Annotated in this window: 19 protein-coding genes; 9 read left to right on the plus strand and 10 right to left on the minus strand. The window is 67.9% G+C overall.

The window, feature by feature from the left end:
- Positions 1 to 149: 149 nt before the first annotated feature.
- Entirely contained in the window at positions 150 to 1,961 is a 1,812-nt protein-coding gene (gene recQ / locus KPL74_12900) for a DNA helicase RecQ (GenBank protein QWT18638.1), read from the minus strand.
- 179 nt (positions 1,962 to 2,140) lie between these two features.
- Between recQ and KPL74_12905 the strand changes: the two genes are divergently transcribed.
- Entirely contained in the window at positions 2,141 to 2,395 is a 255-nt protein-coding gene (locus tag KPL74_12905; protein QWT18639.1) for a hypothetical protein, read from the plus strand.
- Positions 2,396 to 2,404: 9 nt separating this feature from the next.
- On the opposite strand, the gene KPL74_12910 is transcribed toward KPL74_12905, so the two are convergent.
- Positions 2,405 to 2,776, minus strand: a complete 372-nt coding sequence (locus tag KPL74_12910) for an MGMT family protein (GenBank protein QWT18640.1) — start codon at positions 2,774 to 2,776, stop codon at positions 2,405 to 2,407.
- Between the two features lie 77 nt (positions 2,777 to 2,853).
- On the opposite strand from KPL74_12910, the gene KPL74_12915 reads away from it, so the two are divergent.
- Positions 2,854 to 3,258 (plus strand): hypothetical protein, encoded by a 405-nt coding sequence (locus tag KPL74_12915; GenBank protein QWT18641.1) that lies wholly within the window; start codon positions 2,854 to 2,856, stop codon positions 3,256 to 3,258.
- Positions 3,259 to 3,337: 79 nt separating this feature from the next.
- Here KPL74_12915 and KPL74_12920 read toward each other — a convergent pair whose 3' ends face one another.
- On the minus strand, positions 3,338 to 4,465 hold the full coding sequence (locus KPL74_12920; protein ID QWT18642.1) for an inorganic phosphate transporter: 1,128 nt from the start codon (positions 4,463 to 4,465) through the stop codon (positions 3,338 to 3,340).
- 13 nt (positions 4,466 to 4,478) lie between these two features.
- A complete protein-coding gene (locus KPL74_12925) occupies positions 4,479 to 5,108 on the minus strand; it encodes a hypothetical protein (GenBank protein QWT18643.1) in 630 nt (209 codons plus the stop codon).
- Positions 5,109 to 5,223: 115 nt separating this feature from the next.
- On the opposite strand from KPL74_12925, the gene KPL74_12930 reads away from it, so the two are divergent.
- Complete coding sequence (locus KPL74_12930) at positions 5,224 to 6,540, plus strand: hemolysin family protein (protein QWT18644.1); 1,317 nt, start codon at positions 5,224 to 5,226, stop codon at positions 6,538 to 6,540.
- Between the two features lie 44 nt (positions 6,541 to 6,584).
- Positions 6,585 to 7,193: an exopolysaccharide biosynthesis protein gene (locus tag KPL74_12935; GenBank protein ID QWT18645.1), complete on the plus strand. Its 609-nt coding sequence runs from the start codon at positions 6,585 to 6,587 to the stop codon at positions 7,191 to 7,193.
- A 238-nt stretch (positions 7,194 to 7,431) separates the two neighbouring features.
- Here KPL74_12935 and KPL74_12940 read toward each other — a convergent pair whose 3' ends face one another.
- On the minus strand, positions 7,432 to 8,214 hold the full coding sequence (locus KPL74_12940; GenBank protein ID QWT18646.1) for an RNA methyltransferase: 783 nt from the start codon (positions 8,212 to 8,214) through the stop codon (positions 7,432 to 7,434).
- Between the two features lie 135 nt (positions 8,215 to 8,349).
- Here KPL74_12940 and KPL74_12945 point away from each other — a divergent pair, with 135 nt between their 5' ends.
- Entirely contained in the window at positions 8,350 to 9,159 is an 810-nt protein-coding gene (locus KPL74_12945) for an inositol monophosphatase (GenBank protein ID QWT18647.1), read from the plus strand.
- 34 nt (positions 9,160 to 9,193) lie between these two features.
- Here KPL74_12945 and hda read toward each other — a convergent pair whose 3' ends face one another.
- Genes hda through KPL74_12960 form a run of 3 tightly spaced genes read right to left on the minus strand, consistent with a single transcriptional unit; the run spans position 9,194 to position 12,048 of the window.
- Positions 9,194 to 9,883, minus strand: coding sequence for a DnaA regulatory inactivator Hda (gene hda / locus KPL74_12950; protein ID QWT18648.1), 690 nt, complete (start codon positions 9,881 to 9,883; stop codon positions 9,194 to 9,196).
- Complete coding sequence (locus KPL74_12955; GenBank protein QWT18649.1) at positions 9,880 to 11,046, minus strand: AI-2E family transporter; 1,167 nt, start codon at positions 11,044 to 11,046, stop codon at positions 9,880 to 9,882. The genes hda and KPL74_12955 overlap by 4 nt, the downstream gene beginning before the upstream one ends.
- Positions 11,047 to 11,055: 9 nt before the next feature.
- Complete coding sequence (locus KPL74_12960) at positions 11,056 to 12,048, minus strand: DUF2066 domain-containing protein (GenBank protein QWT18650.1); 993 nt, start codon at positions 12,046 to 12,048, stop codon at positions 11,056 to 11,058.
- Between the two features lie 133 nt (positions 12,049 to 12,181).
- Here KPL74_12960 and purM point away from each other — a divergent pair, with 133 nt between their 5' ends.
- The 3 genes from purM (at position 12,182) to KPL74_12975 (ending at position 14,713) form a co-directional block, all read left to right on the plus strand.
- Positions 12,182 to 13,219 carry a phosphoribosylformylglycinamidine cyclo-ligase gene (purM, locus tag KPL74_12965; protein QWT18651.1) on the plus strand — a complete coding sequence of 346 codons (1,038 nt, stop codon included), beginning with the start codon at positions 12,182 to 12,184 and terminating at the stop codon, positions 13,217 to 13,219.
- Between the two features lie 8 nt (positions 13,220 to 13,227).
- Positions 13,228 to 13,866: a phosphoribosylglycinamide formyltransferase gene (locus KPL74_12970; GenBank protein ID QWT18652.1), complete on the plus strand. Its 639-nt coding sequence runs from the start codon at positions 13,228 to 13,230 to the stop codon at positions 13,864 to 13,866.
- A 151-nt stretch (positions 13,867 to 14,017) separates the two neighbouring features.
- Positions 14,018 to 14,713 carry a DUF3108 domain-containing protein gene (locus KPL74_12975; protein QWT18653.1) on the plus strand — a complete coding sequence of 232 codons (696 nt, stop codon included), beginning with the start codon at positions 14,018 to 14,020 and terminating at the stop codon, positions 14,711 to 14,713.
- Between the two features lie 135 nt (positions 14,714 to 14,848).
- Here the strand turns inward: KPL74_12975 and murA are convergent, their stop codons facing one another.
- On the minus strand, positions 14,849 to 16,108 hold the full coding sequence (gene murA / locus KPL74_12980) for a UDP-N-acetylglucosamine 1-carboxyvinyltransferase (protein ID QWT18654.1): 1,260 nt from the start codon (positions 16,106 to 16,108) through the stop codon (positions 14,849 to 14,851).
- Positions 16,109 to 16,148: 40 nt separating this feature from the next.
- A complete protein-coding gene (locus tag KPL74_12985; protein QWT18655.1) occupies positions 16,149 to 16,388 on the minus strand; it encodes a BolA/IbaG family iron-sulfur metabolism protein in 240 nt (79 codons plus the stop codon).
- Positions 16,389 to 16,571: 183 nt separating this feature from the next.
- Here KPL74_12985 and KPL74_12990 point away from each other — a divergent pair, with 183 nt between their 5' ends.
- Positions 16,572 to 17,585: a KpsF/GutQ family sugar-phosphate isomerase gene (locus tag KPL74_12990; protein QWT18656.1), complete on the plus strand. Its 1,014-nt coding sequence runs from the start codon at positions 16,572 to 16,574 to the stop codon at positions 17,583 to 17,585.
- Positions 17,586 to 17,596 lie beyond the last annotated feature (11 nt).

Here is a 17,596-nt window from a genome sequence, read left to right on the forward strand (position 1 = left end):
CCTCGTCTCGTCACGTCGTCGAACGTATCGATGTGGGGTTAGCCCCTAAGGGTTGGGGACAACCACGGGTCGATGCAAGCGGTTGGACGACATTTTTTCCAACAGGGACATGGGTTTGAGAATACTCTCAATGGCGCAGCCGCAGCCGATCACGCTGCCGCCGTCAGCACCGCAAGAAAATCCTTCCCGTAGCGCTTCAGCTTCGCATCGCCCACGCCACTGATCGAGGCCAGCTCGTCTTCGTCCTGCGGCAGCGCGCGCAACATCGCCAGCAGGGTCGCGTCGTGGAAGATCACGTAGGCAGGCACGCCATGGCTACGGGCCAGTTCCGCGCGCACGCGGCGAAGTTCGTTCCACAGCGGCTCTTCGATGGCCTGGATGCCCAGCGAGCTGGACAGTGCCGGCGCGCTGGATTTGCTTCGGCGGCCCTTGGCCGGGCGTGCGTCCTCGCGCAGTTCGACCTTGCGCTCGCCCTTGAATACCGGCCCGCTCAGCGCCGAAAGGCGCAGCGTGCCGTAGCCGTCCGGGTCGGCCGCGACCAGGCCGGCGGCGAGCAACTGGCGAAACACCGAGCGCCATTGCGTCGCATCCATGTCCGCGCCCACGCCGAACACGCTGAGTTTGTCATGGCCGAGTTCGCGCACGCGATCGCCCGCTTCGCCACGCAGGATTTCGATCAGGTGGCCGGCGCCGTAGCGCTGGCCGCTGCGATAGATCGCCGACATCGCCTTCTGCGCCGCGACCGTCGCATCCCAGGTCTTCGGCGGGACGAGGCAGTTGTCGCAGTTGCCGCAGGCGCCGGGGTGCTCTTCCGCGAAGGCTTCGAGCAACAGCTGGCGGCGACAGCGCGTCGCTTCGGCATAGCCGAGCAAGGTATCCAGCTTCAGCCGTTCGATCCGCTTGCGATCGTCGCCCGATTCGGACTGGGCGATCATCTGGCTCATCGTCACGACGTCGCCCAGGCCGTAGACCATCCAGGCTTCCGCGGCGAGGCCGTCGCGGCCGGCGCGACCGGTTTCCTGGTAGTAGCCTTCCATGCTGCGCGGCAAGTCGAGATGGGCAACGAAACGCACGTCCGGCTTGTCGATGCCCATGCCGAACGCGACCGTGGCCACCATGACGATGCCGTCTTCGCGCAGGAAGCGCTGCTGGTGCCGGGTGCGCACTTCCGCATCGAGCCCCGCGTGGTACGGCAACGCATCGACGCCCGCGTCGGCCAGCCATGCCGCCGTTTCGTCGACCTTGCGCCGGCTCAGGCAATAGACGATGCCGGCGTCGCCGCGATGGGCATCGAGGAAATCGAGCAACTGGCGACGCGCGTTCTGCCGTGGCGCCACCCGGTAACGGATGTTGGGCCGGTCGAAGCTGGAAACGAAGCGGCGCGCATCGCCCAGGCGCAGGCGGTCGACGATCTCCTCGCGGGTGCGCTCGTCGGCCGTGGCGGTCAACGCGATGCGCGGCACTTCCGGGAAGCGCTCGTGCAGGATCGACAGCTCACGGTATTCCGGGCGGAAATCGTGGCCCCACTGCGATACGCAATGCGCTTCGTCGATGGCGAACAGCGAGATCGGGATGCGATCAAGCAGCGCGAGGAAGCGCCCGGTGATGAGCCGTTCCGGCGCGACGTAGAGCATGTCGAGGTCGCCGGCGAGCAGCAGGTCTTCCACTTCGCGCTGGGTGGCGGCATCCAGGCTCGAATTGAGATAGCGGGCCTTGACCCCTGCCTCGACCAGCGCGTCGACCTGGTCCTGCATGAGTGCGATCAGCGGGGACACCACGATACCGGTGCCGTGACGCATCAGGGCGGGAATCTGGAAGCACAGCGACTTGCCGCCGCCCGTCGGCATCAGCACCAGGGCGTCGCCACCACCGGCCACTTCTTCGACGATGGCTTGCTGCTGGCCGCGAAACGCGGGGTAACCGAATACGGAGTGGAGGAGATCGACGGCGGATGACTGCATCCCCACATGCTACCAAACCGGCCGCTCTCGCCCGCGTCAGACCGACACCCCACGAGGTGTAGGCCTACGCCGCCATCAGCCGCCAGCGCTTGCCCCCTGCCCGGTCACGCGAGCGTAATGGAGCCGGGCCACGTGCCCGAGGTTGCCGGCCTTTCCGGCAAGCTGGAGGGGACATGCTCATGAACAGACGTGTAGGGTCGATCTCCGTCCTGGCCATGCTCGGGGCCACGTCGGCCAGCATCCATGGCGGCAGCATCGGTTTCACCGGCAGCATCCGCGAACCTACCTGCGCCGTCGATGCCGTCGGCTGCAGGCAGCCGACCCTGGCGCGCGAGCAATCCTTCGAGGTCCTGCGCGGCGTGGCCCTGGCCGACTACGCGATGTCCCGCGATCCCGCCGTGCGCTGGCGGCTGCGCGACATCACCTACCAGTAGCGCCCCGCCCTACCCGCCCGGAAAGCCCCAGATCGCCCGATCCAGGTCGTGGTCCAGGCCGAACGCACTCATCGGCACGCGTCCGTTCCTGACCACGACGCCTTCGGCCTTCAGCCTGCGGCACTGCTCCTGGTAGCCACGGGTGCCCGCCGGGATGCCAATGTGGCCGTCGGCACGCAGCACGCGATGCCAGGGCAGATCGAGGCGGTTCGGGGCGTCGCCCAGCACCTTGCCGATCAGCCGCGCCCTGCCCGGGTAACCGGCGCGGGCGGCGATGGCGCCGTAGCTGGCGACCCGGCCCCGCGGAATCGCGGCCACGGCAGCGATGATCCGCTGGGCGCGGAGCGCGCGGGCCTCGTCGTCGTCGAGTTCTTCGTTCATGAGGCAGTTCGTGCATGCGATCGAAACGCCACGAGCGTACCATCGGTGGTCCAGTCGACCCACGGCAAGGCCACGTCATGCGCCATTTTGAGGCAATCCGCTCCCACGTCGGAGGCATCCACAAGCTCAGGCAGAACGAGCCCTACCTCATCAGCTTCGACCTGGAGCTGCCCGACGGGCGCCACCAGGGCATCTACCTTGCGGAACTGGAAGACGGCGACGGCCAGCGCTTCCTGCGCCTGTCGACGCCGATCGGCCCGCTGTCGGGGCTCGACGCCCGTCGCTGCCTGCGTTTCAATTGGGAACAGCGCACCGGCTATCTCGCCGAGGCCGACCTCGACGGCTCGCCCTACCTGCACCTGTGCGAGAACCGCCCGTACGACTACCTCGACGAACGCGAGCTGGCTCGCCTGATCGAGGAACTGGGTGCCACGGGCGACCAGTTGGAACAGGTCGTCAACGGCGAAGCCGACGCCCTGTAGGAGCGCGCCCGCGCGCGACAGGTCCAAGACACCCCATCCCCTCCAGGACCGCACGCCAGGCCGGCCGCCAACGCCCAACCTACCCGCCGAACACATGCCCCAGCTTGACCAACCCGTAGCCCAGCGCCGCGGTGATCGGCAAGGTCAGGATCCAGGCCCACACCATCCGCTCGACCACCGACCAGCGGATGGCGTTGAAGCGCTTGGCGGCGCCCACGCCCATGATCGAGGCGGACACGTTGTGCGTCGTGGACACGGGGATGCCGAGCATCGACGCGGTCAGGATCACGGCGGCCGAGCTGCCTTCCGCGGCAAAGCCGTTGATCGGATGCAGCTTGACCATCTTGTGGCCGAGCGTCTTGATGATCCGCCAGCCGCCACCTGCGGTACCGGCGGCCATGGTCAGCGCACAGACCACCTTCACCCACACCGGGATCGGGAAGCCGCCTGCCGCGGCCGGGTCGTGCGGGATGCGCAGGAAGGACAGCAACGCCGGCAGGTGGTCGAACTGACCCGCCGCGGTGGCGCCGGCCAGCGCAAGGGCGATGATGCCCATGCTCTTCTGCGCGTCGTTCATGCCGTGCGACAGGCCCATGGCACTGGCCGAGACGATCTGCGCCTTGCCGAAGAAGCTGTTGACGAACGGCGTGCGCCCGAAGCGGTGCAGGAAGCCCTTCTGGCTGGAGAAGAAGCCGAGCATCGCGTACAGCGCGCCCATCAGCAGGAACCCGATGACGAAGCCGAGGAACGGCGAAATGATCATCGGCACGATGACCTTGGGCAGCACGCCCTTGCCGAGCCACCAGTGCGCCCCGCCCTGCCACCAGATGATGGCGTGGACATTTTCCTGCGAGGCGGCCAGCGCCGCGCCGCACAGCCCGCCCACCAGGGCATGGCTGGAGCTGGACGGCAGGCCCAGCCACCAGGTGATCAGGTTCCAGATCGTGGCGCCGAGCAAGGCGCTGATCAGCAGGTGCGAACCCACGTCGACCACCCCGGTGTCGATCAGGCCGGACGCGATGGTGGCCGCGACGGCGGTGCCCCACAGGGCGCCCGCCAGATTGGTAACGGCGGCCAGCAGCACGGCCTGGCCCGGGGTGAGCACCTTGGTCGCCACGACGGTGGCGATCGAATTCGCCGTGTCGTGGAAGCCATTGATATAGGTGAAAGCGAGGGCGATCAGGACGACCGCGATGACCATGCTCATGCCGGGGCCGCCGTCAGGAGTTCTTGAGCACGATGGCGTAGACCACGTTGCCGACGTCGCGGCACTTGTCGATCGCCTTCTCGATCAGCTCGAACAGATCCTTGGTAAGGATCGCGCGGAGCGGGTCGGAAGCTTCCGCGTAGAGGGTGCGGTAGGGATCGAGCAGCAGGCGGTCGGCCTCGGCTTCGAGCGCCTGCAGCTGGTCACGCAGCTTCTTGGTCGGACCGATCTTCAGGCCCTGGCGCAGCTGGGCGATCATCTCGACGACCACGTCGGCCGACTGCTGGAGCAGCACGGCACGCTGGGCAAAGTCGACGCCCTGGAGGCGTTCCGCGACGATCACGTAGCGTTCGGCGAACTTCTCGATCGTCTTCGGGATCTTGTACAGCGCCGAATTCAATGCTTCGATGTCTTCGCGGTCCAGCGCGGTCACGAAGGTGTTGACCAGTTCCTCGCCGATCTGGGCGTGGAGCGCCTTCTCGCGGGCCCGGGTGGTCGTGAAGGCGGCCATGACCGGCGAACGATCGGCGCGGGTCACCAGCTCGTGCATGGCTTTCGCGCTCTCGCGGGCGGCTTCGGCGCTCTCTTCGAGCAGGCCGTAGAACTTGTCGCCCTTACCGAACATGGTCTGGAGTGAAAACATGGGGTTGCCTGGGGAATGGTCGGGAATATGACGCTTATGTTACCGGACCTCGCCCCACCCTTGTTGCACGCCGGCCGCAAGACCTTCATGGCCGTGTCTGGTATATAGCCCGCACATGCTCACCGAACTCCTGCTCGTCTTCGTCCTGTCCCTGGCCAACGGGTTCTTCGCCCTGTCCGAGATGTCCGTGGTGGCCTCGCGGAAGAGCCGCCTCAAGCACATGGCCCGCGACAGCCGGCGCGCCCGGGCGGCGCTGAAGCTGGCCGAATCCCCGGAACTGTTCCTGTCGACGGTGCAGGTCGGGATGACCCTGATCATCCTGGTCACCGGCGCACTGGCCGGCGACCGGCTGGCCGAGCATTTTTCCGAGCTGATCCACGGCGATGGCCCGGCCTGGCTCGAACCCTATATGCGCGTGCTGGGCTGGCTGGCGGGCTTCCTGCTGATGTCGCTGGTGCAGATCATCGTGGGCGAGCTGGTGCCCAAGCGGGCCGCGCTCACCGCGCCGGAAAAGATCGCCAGCCAGATCGCCGTGCCGATGCTCGTGATCTCGCGGATCACCCTGCCGCTGGTCTGGCTGCTCAACCACGTGTCGACCGGCATCCTCCGTGTGCTGCGCCTGCATCGCCGGGGCGCCAACGCCGCGACGGAAGAGGAAATCCGCCTGCTGGTGGCGGAGAGCGCCGAGCAGGGCATCCTCGACAGCGACGAGCGCAACATGGTCAACCGGGTCCTGCGCCTGGGCGACCGCGCCGTCGGCTCGGTCATGACGCCGCGGATGAAGATCGCCTGGCTGGATATCGCCGCGCCGCGCGAAGACAACCTGGAGGTGCTGCGGCAGACCCCGTTCTCGCGCTATCCGGTCTATCGCCGCGACGAGAGCGAGGTGATCGGCACGGTCGAAGTCAAATCGCTGATCCGCTCGCTCGAGACGGGCGAGATGGACCTGTTTGCCCACGTCGGCCGGCCCCTGTTCGTGCCGGCCACGGCGCGTGCGCTGGACCTGCTGGAAGCCTTCCGCGACGCCGACACCCAGCTTGCGCTGGCGGTGGACGAATACGGCGACATCGAGGGCCTGGTGACGTTGAACGACCTGCTTTCCGCGGTCGTCGGCGCCACGGCCCCTGCCGCGGACGACACGGCGCAGGACGGCCCGATCGTCCGCCGCGACGACGGCAGCTGGCTGGTCGACGGGTCGCTACCGGCCGACGACCTTCGCGAGCTACTGCAGGTGGACAAGCTTCCCAATGAGGAAGAGCACGATTTCCGCACGGTTGCCGGCATGGTCACCACCGGCTTCGGCCACATCCCGCACGCGGGGCAGGCCTTCAGCTGGCAGGGCCACCGGTTCGAAGTGGTCGACATGGATGGGGCGCGCATCGACAAGGTGCTGGTGAGCCTGGACCCGGACGAAGCCGCGGCCGGGGAATAGGCTCACTCACGCACGGTTCAACCCGGGCTGGCAACGCTCGATGCATGACCGCCCACCCTCCTCGCGAAGACAAGACCGCCGCCCTGTTGCGCGCCGCCGCGACGGCGACGCCCGGCGAGCGCATCACGGTCGAGCAGTTGCTGGAGCCGCTGAAGCGCCGGGCCTTCGGTTTCCTGCTTCTCCTGCTTGCGATCCCGAACTTCCTTCCCGTGCCGCTGGGCATCGGCGGAGTCATGGGCGTGCTCGTCGTGGGCCTGGGGCTGGAAATGTCGTGCGGGCTGGAGCAGCCGTGGATTCCGGGATTCCTCAAGCGACGAACGATGTCGCGCGAGGGATTGCTACGTTTCCTCGACCGGATTGCGCCGATCACCCGGCGGCTGGAGAAGGCCTGCCAGCCACGCCTGCAGCGGCTGACGCAGCGCCCCTTCACGCTGGGGTCGGGGCTCGTGATGATCCTGATCGGCATCCTGCTCGCACTGCCGATCCCGTTCACCAACTATCTGTTCGGCGGGATGCTGATCGTGTTCGCCTTCGCGCTGGTCGAGCGTGATGGCGCCCTGCTGCTGGCGGTGTGGGCCACGACGGTAGCCATGGTCGCGCTGTCGGCCACCTTCAGCCACGCCCTGCTCCGCTTCTTCCGCGACCTCGTGTAGGAGCGCGCCTGCGCGCGATTGGGGTTTATTGGATCCTTGGATCTTTGGATCCTTGGATCTTTGGATCCTTGGATCCTTGGATCTTTGGATCCTTGGATCTTTGGATCCTTGGATCCTTGGATCTTTGGATCCTTGGATCTTTGGATCCTTGGATCTTTGGAGCCTCGGATCTTTGGATCCTTGGATCCTTGGATCTTTGACTCTTCGCTTCGCCACCTTTTCGCGCGCAGGCGCGCTCCTACAGGTCTTTTTTGTGGGCGATCGCGGCCATGCGCTGGGCGTCGGCGAGGATGCCGTGCAGGATGCGCAGCTCGCGCAGTTCGGGGCGTGCGCGCAGGAATAGCTTGCGCAGCTTGAGCATGATGGTGACCGGCGAACGACCCTTGTGGAACTCGATGTCGTCCAGCGTTTCGCCCAGGTGCGTGAAGAAACGTTCCACCTGCTCGGCGTCGGCGGGCACCTCGTCCGGATCGACCTCCACCACGGGCTCGACCACCGCGGGACCCGCGGCCTCCTCGGCCAGCATCGCCGTGCGAATCTCGTAGGCGACGACCTGGACCGCCTGCGAGAGATTCAGCGAGCTGAAATCGTCCACGCTGGGGATGCGGACCATGGCATGGCAGCGCGACAGCTCGTCGTTCTCCAGCCCGGTGCGCTCGTTGCCGAAGACCAGGGCGACATGCTCGCCCCGGCGGGCGGCGGCGATCGCCTGGGCCGCGCCTTCACGCGGATCCAGCTCGGGCAGGTTCACCCCGCGGCGGCGGGCGGAAAGCCCCAGCGCGAAGGTCGTGCCGGCCAGGCCGGCGACCAGGTCGTCGACCACGGCAGCCTGGCCCAGCACGTCGTCCGCCCCGGCGGCCAGGGCGGTGGCCTCCGGATCGGGGAAGCGGTGCGGCGCCACGAGGGTCAGCTGGTCGAAGCCCATGGTCCGGATGGCACGTGCCGACGAGCCGATGTTGCCCGAGTGCGAGGTGCGGACGAGGACGAAGCGGAAGCGGTCGTGGAGCGGCGGCAGGGCCATGGACAGGGCATCGGTTCTTCAGGACCGGAAAGTCTACACCGGCCATCGACTTGGGCGCGGGCGACACGGGTGCTAAACTGCCCGACCGACGCGGCTTTCGACCGCTTCCCCTGTTCTTTTGCCAAGCCGACCCCCATGCCAAGACCCGCCGTCAACGTCGCGGCGCGCGCCGCGCGCTCCGCAGGAAACATCATCCTGCGCTACATGAACCGCATCGAAGGCCTTTCGGTCGTCGAGAAGCAGCGGATGGACTTCGCCTCCGAGGTCGATCGCCTGGCCGAAGCGGAGATCGTGAAGGAACTCCGTCGTGCGTACCCGACCCACGCCATCCTGGGCGAGGAGACCGGCCAGATCGGCAAGGGTCCGCTGATGTGGGTGATCGACCCGCTGGACGGCACGCACAACTACCTGCGCGGCATCCCGCACTTCTCCGTATCGATCGCCCTCGTCGAGAAGGGTGAGCCGGTCTACGGCGTGGTCTTCGACCCCCTGCGCGACGAGCTGTTCACCGCGAGCAAGGGCGACGGTGCCTACCTCAACGACCGCCGCATCCGCGTGGGCCGTCGCGAGGGGATCGCCGGCGCGCTGCTCGGCACGGGCTACCCGTACCGCGTGCGCAACCATCTCGAATCGCAGCTGTCGATGACCAGCGCCCTGCTGAAGGAAGCCGAGGACATCCGCCGCATGGGTTCGGCGGCCCTCGACCTGGCCTACGTCGCGGCCGGCCGTCTCGACGGTTATTTCGAGCCCGGCCTGCAGGTGTGGGACATGGCCGCAGGCGCCCTGCTGGTGCGCGAGGCAGGCGGTGTCTACAACGACTTCGGCGGCCGCGAAGGCTTGCCGGAAAGCGGCAACATCATCGCCGGCAACCACAAGATCGCCGCCGCGATGACCGAGGTCATCGGCGCCAACGCGACCCCGCGCCTCCTCGGCACCGACGCCTGACCTAGGCTGGGTGGGCGCCTAGGCGCCCGCCCGCTCAGGGCAGCAGCGTGCGAAGGAACGGGATGGTGACCCGGCGCTGCGCCGCGAGGGTCGCGCGATCCAGCGTGTCCAGCAGGTCCAGCAACGCCCCGAGGTCGCGCGCATGATGCGCGAAGAGCCAGTCCAGCACCGGCTCATCCAGCTCGATGCCCCGGCTCGCCGCCTGCTCACGCAACACCTGCCGCCGCTCGCCGTCGGCAAGCGGCTTCAACACCGCCTGCGTCAGCGAACCCAGGCGTGAACGCAGGTCCGGCAAGCCGAGGTCCAGCGCCACCGGCGCCACGTTCGCCGCGAACAACAGCGTGCAACCCTCCGCCTTGTAGCTGTTGAACGTATCGAACAGCGCGTGCTCGCTATCCGGGTCGCCGCCGATCGAATCCAGGTCGTCGATCGCCAGCAGGTCGCTGCCGGCCATGCCGCGAATAGCGGCCGCACGCGTGCCACGCAGCCCCGCGAGTGGCAGGTATTGCGCGCTGCGGCCCGCGTCGATCGCCGCCTGGCACGCGGCGATCAGCAGATGCGTGCGACCACTGCCCAGCGGCCCGGCGATGAACACCCATGGCGCAGCGGCGTCATCCGCCGCCGCACGCACGGCTTCCACCGTCGCGGCGTTCTCACCCGCGTGGAAATGCTCGAACCGCTGGCCACGCGGCCAGCGCAGTGCAAGGGGCAACTGCGAGGTCATGGACGGCCATCGCCCGGCGGCAGGATCGAACCGCCATCGCGCCGATTCACGGTGACGTCTACGTCGACATCCACCTCGACAGCCTGGCGCGCGGCGACGGGCGCCGGCTCCATGTACAGGTCGCTCTCGCGATAGCGGGCAAACACATAGCGCAGCAGCACCACCACGACCGACGCCGCCGGCAGGGCGAGCAGCACGCCGAGGAACCCGAACAGGTGGCCGCCCGCCAGCACGGCGAAGATCACCGCCACCGGATGCAGGCCGATCTTGCCGCCGACCAGGCGAGGCACCAGCACGTAGCCTTCGAGCAACTGGCCGATGGTGAACACCACGCCGACCATGATCACGTGGCTCCAGTCGCCGTACTGGACCAGCGCGGCCACCAGCGCCGCCACGAAGCCGATCATGAAGCCAAGGTAGGGCACGAAGCTGAGCAGGCCGGCGACCATGCCGATAAGCGGACCGATCGAGATGCCGACCAGGGTCAGGCCGAGGCCGTAGAACACGCCCAGCGCCAGCATCACCAGCAGCTGCCCACGCACGAAGGCGCCCAGCACCTGGTCCGACTCGCGCGACAGCCGCACCACGGTCGGTTCGACCGAACGGGGGATCAGTCGCTGGATGTGCGCGATCATCGTGTCCCAGTCGCGCAGCAGGTAGAACGCCACCACCGGGATCAGCACGAGGTTGGTCATCCAGGTGATGATGCCCATGCCCGACTGGGTGATCCGCTGCAGGGTGCGCGCCGCGATCGATCCGATCGAACCGATGTGCTCGCGAATCGCGGTCAGCACGCTGTCCGTATCGAACGTTGCCGGATCCATGTGCAGGCGCTGCTGCACCCACGGCAGCGCGACACTACGCATCCACTCCACGTAGTGCGGCAGGTTGGTGATGAGGTTCTCGACCTGGGTCTGGATCAACGGGACCAGCAGCAAGAGCACGCCGATGAAGATGATCGTGATGACGGTGAACACGATGCTCACCGCCCACGCCCGGCCCATGCCGAGCCGCTGCAGGCGGTCGGCGAGCGGGTCGCCCAGGTAGGCCAGCATGGCCGCCAGCGCGAACGGCATCAGCACCGGCGCCAGCAGCCAGATCACGAAAACGACCACGCCCACCAGGGCCAGCATCTGCCAGCGGCGAGAGGTATCCGGAGCCATGGCCATCGGTCAGGGTACCCAGCGTACGGCGAGGTCGGCGCCGTCGTGCGCGTCGGCCGCCAGGATGTGGCCGCCGGCCGCGTAGCCCGCGATCAGGCGGGCCACCGGCGCGCTCGCGTTCACGTTGAGCAGCACGCCGTCGGCCGAAGCGCCCAGCGGCGCCACCGACTTGATCGACGGGTCGTTCTGGAAGGTGGCGAGCAGGCCCGCGTAGTCGGTGGCCGAGTGCAGCCCGGTGACCCAGACCTTGCCGCTCGTCGCACCACCGGATGCGGCGGTGAACGAGTGGTCGAGCTTGTCGGCCATGGCGTTTGCGCCGTTGCTCAACAGGGCCGCGCGGGCTTCGCCGCTGTCCGACCAGCTGGACACGCGCCCCGCGTTCACGAGGGTCCACTCGGTACCATCGTCGCGCACCGTGCCGACCAGCACCGTGGCGGTGTTGTACTGGCGGGCCGCCGTGGCCACGGCCGAGGTATCGCCGGCGGCCAGGGCCTTTGCGTCCACCGGGGTATCCGCCTTCGGCGTCACGATCTGGTAGCCGCGGGCATCGGCCATCTGCGCCAGCGGCGCAAGGTCCTGCATGGTGAGGTTCTTGCCCGTGGCGTCGTGGGCAATGACCAGCACGGGCGGCTTCGGCGCCGCCGCGGCGGCGTCGCCGACCGCCAGGACGCGGCGAATCGCACCCGGGTCGAAGGTGATCTCGAGCGCCAGCGGGGCACCGTTGGCACCGCCGGTTCGCTGGTACTGGTACTGCTGGACCAGGCCGCCCGGCTGCTTCATCGCATCGGCGTAACCCTGCTTGGCGCGGGGGTCGGCGCCGTTGCTGGCGCGGGCCAGGACCTGGGTCAGCCCGTTGGCGAAGGCCTGGTCGCGCACCGCCGCACTGGTGTCCGCCACCGGCACGGAGACCGTGTACATAGCCGTCTGCGCGACCGCCGGGCCGATGGCGGCCAGCAGCAAAAGCATCAGGAATCCGAGCGAACGGGCTGCGCGCATGGTCATGGCATCGCTTCTAAAGAGGCGGGAAGTCTGCACAAACCTTGGCATGGCGTCCATCCAGACGGCGTGCAGGCCCCGGCCGGGCGCCACGCTTGCTGCTATCATTGCGCGTTTCCAATCAGTGCCGGAACCGCTTATGTCCTCCGACCAGGGCTCCCTCACCTACCGCGACGCAGGCGTCGACATCGACGCTGGCAATGCCCTCGTCGAGCGCATCAAGCCGATGGTGAAGCGCACCTTCCGCCCCGAAGTGATGGGCGGGCTCGGCGGCTTCGGCGGTCTGTTCGACCTGTCCGGCCGCTACCGGGAGCCGGTGCTGGTCTCGGGCACGGACGGCGTCGGCACCAAGCTCAAGCTGGCCCAGCAGCTCGGCCGGCACGACACCATCGGCATCGACCTGGTCGGCATGTGCGTCAACGACGTGCTCGTCCAGGGCGCCGAGCCGCTGTTCTTCCTGGATTATTTCGCGACCGGCAAGCTCGATGTCGACACGGCCGCTTCGGTCGTCGGCGGCATCGCCCGTGGCTGCGAACTGGCCGGTTGCGCCCTGATCGGTGGCGAAACGGCCGAAATGCCGGACATGTACCCGCCGGGCGAGTACGACCTGGCCGGCTTCACCGTCGGCGCGGTCGAAAAGTCGGCGATGAACGACGGCTCGAAGATCGTCGCGGGCGACGTGATCCTCGGCGTGGCCTCGTCGGGTCCGCACTCCAACGGCTATTCGCTGGTCCGCCGCATCCTCGAGCGCGCCGGCTCGCCGCTCGACACCGAGGTCGGTGGCGTCAGGCTGGTCGATGCCCTGATGGCGCCGACCACCATCTACGTCAAGCCGATCCTCGAGCTGATCGGCAAGGTCGACGTGCACGGCATGGCCCACGTCACCGGCGGTGGCCTGACCGAAAACATCATCCGCGTGGTGCCGGACGGCCTCGGCCTGTCCATCGACGCATCCTCGTGGGAGCTGCCGCCGGTGTTCCAGTGGCTGCAGCGCGAAGGCAACGTCGCCCGCGAAGAGATGTGGCGCACGTTCAATTGCGGTATCGGCTTCACCATCCTGCTCGCCCAGGACCAGGTGGATGCCGCGAAGGCCGCACTGGCCACGCACGGCCTCGATAGCTGGGTCATCGGCTCGGTCGTTGCCGCCAGCGGCAGCGAACGCGTCCACATCGGCTGAGGTTTTTCGTGGATCGGCCCCTGCGCGTCGCCGCGCTCGCCTCCGGGCGCGGCAGCAACCTCGGCGCGCTCATCGCGGCGCGCCTGCCGGTGGAGTTCGTGCTGGTCGGCAGCGACAAGCCGGCCGCCGGCGCGCTTGCCATTGCGCGCGAACATGGCATCCCCACCGTTGCCCTAAAGCCGCGCGACTTCGCCGACCGGCTCGCGTTCGACCAAGCGCTGTTCGGTGCGCTTGCCGACGCGAAGCCCGACCTGCTCGTCCTTGCCGGTTACATGCGGATCATCGATGCGTCGGTGGTCGCGGATTGGGAAGGCCGGGCGATCAACGTTCACCCCTCGCTGCTGCCCAAATACCAGGGCCTGCATACGCACCGTCGCTGCCTTGAAGCAGGCGACAACGAGCACGGCGCCAGCGTGCACTACGTTACCGCTGAACTCGACGGCGGCCCCGTCGTCGCCCAGGCCCGGATCAGCGTCGGGCCCGACGACACCGAAGCCACCCTCGCCCAGCGACTGTTAGTCGAAGAACACAAGCTGCTCCCCGCCGTCGTCGGCGCCATCGCCAACGGCCGCCTCCGCTGGAACGGCGCACCCCTGCTCGACGGCACCCCCCTGCCCTCCCCCGTCGACATCACCATGCTCCTGTAGGAGCGCGCCTGCGCGCGATCGCAGCCCCGCATGCCCCCGCATGCCCCCGGCACGCCTCCCATATCCGCCCACATACCTCCGCCATACCCCCCACGCCCCTCCGCCACAGAGGGTGATCCCGCATTCAGCCGCGCCGTTTAAACTCGGGCCCATGAAAACCACCCTCCTCCGCGCCGGCCTTGGCCTGGCCCTCGCCCTGCCTGCCACCGCGTTCGCCGCGGACGTGCCGCAGTCCTTCACCGCCACCTACAACGTGCTGCAGGGCGGCTCGCCGCTCGGCGAGGCGACCCTGACGCTGAAGCCGGCCGGCAATGGTCAGTTCGAATACAGCAACAAGGTGACCGGCACGTCGGGCCTCGCCGCCGCCCTCGGCGCCAGCAGCTCGGAAGTCTCGGTATTCACCTGGGTGGGCAAGGTGCCGCAGGCCGTCTCGTACAAGTACGACCTGCAGGCGTTCAAGCCGAAGACCCGCTCGCTGACGGTCAAGGGCAACACGGTTGCCGTGCAGGACAACAGCAAGTCGTTCTCGTACCCGGCGCAGCCCGGCATGGTCGACCGCAACACCCTGCCGCTCGCGCTCGGCGTCGCGCTGCATGGTGGCGCGAAGGGCGCCACGTTCCCGGTCGGCGTGAAGCAGTCGATCGAGACGCAGGTGTTCAAGGTGGCCGCCAGCGAGAAGGTCACCGTGCCGGCCGGTTCGTTCACCGCCGAGCGCGTCGACCGCACCGACCAGGACCGCGGCTTCAACGCCTGGTACGTCCCGGCGAAGTATCCGGTGCCGGTGAAGCTGGCGCAGAAAGATGGCGGCGATTTGACGCTGGAGCTGGTTAAGTTCCAGGGGCAGTAGGGACTTCCGGGGGCTATAGAAGAACACCCGGGCAATAAAAAAAACCCGCCTTCTGGCGGGTTTTTCGTTTGGGTGCGGGTGTCGCTTGCAGGGGTCGCGCGCAGGCGCGCTCCTACAGGGGGGGGAACGTGCGGGTTAGCCGGGGAGGCGGCGGATGCGGGCGCCGAGGACGCCGAGCTTTTCCTCGATGTTCTCGTAGCCGCGATCGATGTGGTACACGCGGTCGACCGTGGTGTCGCCCTCGGCGACGAGGCCGGCCAGCACCAGGCACGCGGAAGCACGCAGGTCGGTGGCCATGATCGGTGCGCCGCTCATCTTCGGCACGCCGGTGATGATCGCGGTGTTGCCTTCCAGGCGGATGTCCGCACCCAGGCGCTGCAGTTCCAGCGCGTGCATGAAGCGGTTTTCGAACACCGTCTCGGTGATCACGCCCACGCCTTCGGCGACGCAGTTGAGCGCGGTGAACTGCGCCTGCATGTCGGTCGGGAACGCGGGATACGGCGCGGTCACCAGGTTGACGGCCTTCGGCCGGCGCCCCTGCATGTCCAGTTCGATCCAGTCCTTGCCGGTGCTGATGTGCGCGCCGGATTCCTCCAGCTTCTGCAGCACCGCGTCCAGCGTGTCGGCACGCGCGCCGCGCGCACGCACCTTGCCGCCGGTCATCGCCGCGCCAACGAGGAAGGTGCCGGTCTCGATGCGATCCGGCAGCACTTCGTAGTGCGCGCCGTGCAGGCGCTCGACACCTTCGACGATCAGGGTGGAGGTGCCGATGCCGTCGATCTTCGCGCCCATCGCCATCAGGCAATGCGCAAGGTCGACCACTTCCGGTTCCTGCGCGGCGTTCTCGATGATCGTGGTGCCCGACGCCAGCGTCGCCGCCATCAGGATGTTCTCAGTGCCGGTGACGGTCACCATGTCCATCACGATGCGAGCGCCCTTCAGCCGGCCAGCCTTCGCCTTGATGAAGCCGTTTTCGACCGTGATGTCGGCACCGAGCGCCTGCAGGCCACGGATGTGCTGGTCGACCGGACGCGAACCGATGGCGCAGCCACCCGGCAGCGACACTTCGGCCTTGCCGTAGCGCGCGACCAGCGGGCCCAGGACGAGGATGGACGCACGCATGGTGCGGACCAGCTCGTACGGCGCCACGCAGCTGTTTTCCGGGCGCGGGTCGATGTGCATCTTCATGCGGTCGTCGAGGACCACGCGCACGCCCATCCGGCCGAGCAGCTCGATGAAGGTGGTGACGTCGTGCAGGTGCGGCACGTTGCCGATGCTGACCGGTTCGTCCGCCAGCAGGCAGGAAGCGAGGATGGGGAGCACGGCGTTCTTGGCGCCGCTGATGCTCACCTCACCGTTGAGCGGCTGGCCGCCGCTGATAAGGATCTTTGCCATGGAGTCGTAATGCCTTTCGGGAAAGGGAGAGCGTGGCGCCTCAGGGGCGGCCGGCGGCTTCTTCCGGGGTGAGGGTCTTCAGGCCCAGTGCGTGGATGGCGCCGCCCATCAGGTCACCGAGGGTGGCGTAGACGAGGCGGTGGCGAGCGAGGGGCAACTTGCCGGCGAACTGTGCCGAGATGACCTCGGCTTCAAAGTGAACGCCGTCGTCGCCGCGCACGTCCACCCGGGCGCCGGGCAGGCCGGCTTCGATCAATGCCTGGATGCGCGAAGCGTCCATGGGGTCTCCGGTAAAGGGGGAAAGTCGCGCGGCCGGGAGGGGTTCCAAAACGGTCCCTGAATCACCAGTCGATGGCAGCGACGATAAAATGAGAATATGTAATGGTAATGGAAATCCCATGTCGCAGAAATGGACATTCCGGGTTGCCCAGGGACAACCCCTCCAGTCGGAAGCCAAGGTCGAATGAACGCCCGCACTGCCCCGCCAGCCGACCACCCCCTCGTGAACGCGGAAACCGTGGTGCGCAGCGCGCGCACGGTCATCGCGACCGAGGCGGCCGCCATCCGGGGCCTGGAGCGGCGCATCGACGCCTCGTTCGTCCAGGCCTGCCAGATGATCCTGGCATGCAAGGGCCGGGTGGTGGTGTCGGGCATGGGCAAGTCGGGGCATATCGCCCGCAAGATCGCTGCCACCCTCGCCTCCACCGGCACGCCGTCGTTCTTCGTCCACCCGGGCGAGGCGAGCCACGGCGACCTCGGCATGATCCAGCCGGACGACATCCTGCTGGCGATCTCGTACTCCGGTGAAACCGACGAGCTGCTGTTCATCCTGCCCGCGATCAAGCGCCAGGGCATTCCCCTGATCGCGATCACGGGCAACCCGCGCTCCTCCCTGGCCAGCCAGGCCGAGGTCAACATCGATGGCAACGTGGCCTCGGAAGCCTGCCCGCACGGCCTGGCGCCCACCGCCAGTACCACGGCCGCGCTGGTCCTTGGCGACGCCCTGGCAGTCGCCCTGCTCGAAGCCCGCGGCTTCACCTCCGACGACTTCGCCCGTTCCCATCCGGCTGGCAGCCTCGGCCGGCGCCTCCTGCTGCACATCGCCGACGTGATGCACGCGGGCGACGACGTGCCGCGGGTGCCGGTCACCGCCACCCTCAGCGAAGCCCTCGTGGAGATGACCCGCAAGCACCTGGGCATGACCGCCGTGGTCGAGCCGGACGGTCGCCTGCTCGGCGTCTTCACCGACGGTGACCTGCGTCGCGCCCTGGACGACGAGGGCGTGGACCTGCGCGGCGCCACCGTGGCGCAGCTGATGACCCGCGGCCCGAAGACGATCGGCTCGGACAAGCTGGCCGTCGAAGCCGCCCAGTTGATGGAAAAGCACCAGATCCATGCGCTGCTGGTCACCGACCCCGACGGGCGCGTGGTCGGCGCACTGAACATCCACGACCTGCTCCGCGCCCGCGTCGTCTGAGCGAGCGCGAC

It is taken from the genome of Bacillus sp. NP157 (assembly GCA_018889975.1).
In the GTDB taxonomy this organism is placed as follows: Bacteria; Pseudomonadota; Gammaproteobacteria; order Xanthomonadales; family Rhodanobacteraceae; genus Luteibacter.

Excerpts from the sequence above, each read along its gene's own strand:
- recQ (QWT18638.1), bottom strand. The coding sequence starts at position 1,961 with ATGCAGTCATCCGCCGTCGATCTCCTCCACTCCGTATTCGGTTACCCC.
- KPL74_12905 (QWT18639.1), top strand. The coding sequence starts at position 2,141 with ATGAACAGACGTGTAGGGTCGATCTCCGTCCTGGCCATGCTCGGGGCC.
- KPL74_12910 (QWT18640.1), bottom strand. The coding sequence starts at position 2,776 with ATGAACGAAGAACTCGACGACGACGAGGCCCGCGCGCTCCGCGCCCAG.
- KPL74_12915 (QWT18641.1), top strand. The coding sequence starts at position 2,854 with ATGCGCCATTTTGAGGCAATCCGCTCCCACGTCGGAGGCATCCACAAG.
- KPL74_12920 (QWT18642.1), bottom strand. The coding sequence starts at position 4,465 with ATGAGCATGGTCATCGCGGTCGTCCTGATCGCCCTCGCTTTCACCTAT.
- KPL74_12925 (QWT18643.1), bottom strand. The coding sequence starts at position 5,108 with ATGTTTTCACTCCAGACCATGTTCGGTAAGGGCGACAAGTTCTACGGC.
- KPL74_12930 (QWT18644.1), top strand. The coding sequence starts at position 5,224 with ATGCTCACCGAACTCCTGCTCGTCTTCGTCCTGTCCCTGGCCAACGGG.
- KPL74_12935 (QWT18645.1), top strand. The coding sequence starts at position 6,585 with ATGACCGCCCACCCTCCTCGCGAAGACAAGACCGCCGCCCTGTTGCGC.
- KPL74_12940 (QWT18646.1), bottom strand. The coding sequence starts at position 8,214 with ATGGCCCTGCCGCCGCTCCACGACCGCTTCCGCTTCGTCCTCGTCCGC.
- KPL74_12945 (QWT18647.1), top strand. The coding sequence starts at position 8,350 with ATGCCAAGACCCGCCGTCAACGTCGCGGCGCGCGCCGCGCGCTCCGCA.
- hda (QWT18648.1), bottom strand. The coding sequence starts at position 9,883 with ATGACCTCGCAGTTGCCCCTTGCACTGCGCTGGCCGCGTGGCCAGCGG.
- KPL74_12955 (QWT18649.1), bottom strand. The coding sequence starts at position 11,046 with ATGGCTCCGGATACCTCTCGCCGCTGGCAGATGCTGGCCCTGGTGGGC.
- KPL74_12960 (QWT18650.1), bottom strand. The coding sequence starts at position 12,048 with ATGACCATGCGCGCAGCCCGTTCGCTCGGATTCCTGATGCTTTTGCTG.
- purM (QWT18651.1), top strand. The coding sequence starts at position 12,182 with ATGTCCTCCGACCAGGGCTCCCTCACCTACCGCGACGCAGGCGTCGAC.
- KPL74_12975 (QWT18653.1), top strand. The coding sequence starts at position 14,018 with ATGAAAACCACCCTCCTCCGCGCCGGCCTTGGCCTGGCCCTCGCCCTG.
- murA (QWT18654.1), bottom strand. The coding sequence starts at position 16,108 with ATGGCAAAGATCCTTATCAGCGGCGGCCAGCCGCTCAACGGTGAGGTG.
- KPL74_12985 (QWT18655.1), bottom strand. The coding sequence starts at position 16,388 with ATGGACGCTTCGCGCATCCAGGCATTGATCGAAGCCGGCCTGCCCGGC.
- KPL74_12990 (QWT18656.1), top strand. The coding sequence starts at position 16,572 with ATGAACGCCCGCACTGCCCCGCCAGCCGACCACCCCCTCGTGAACGCG.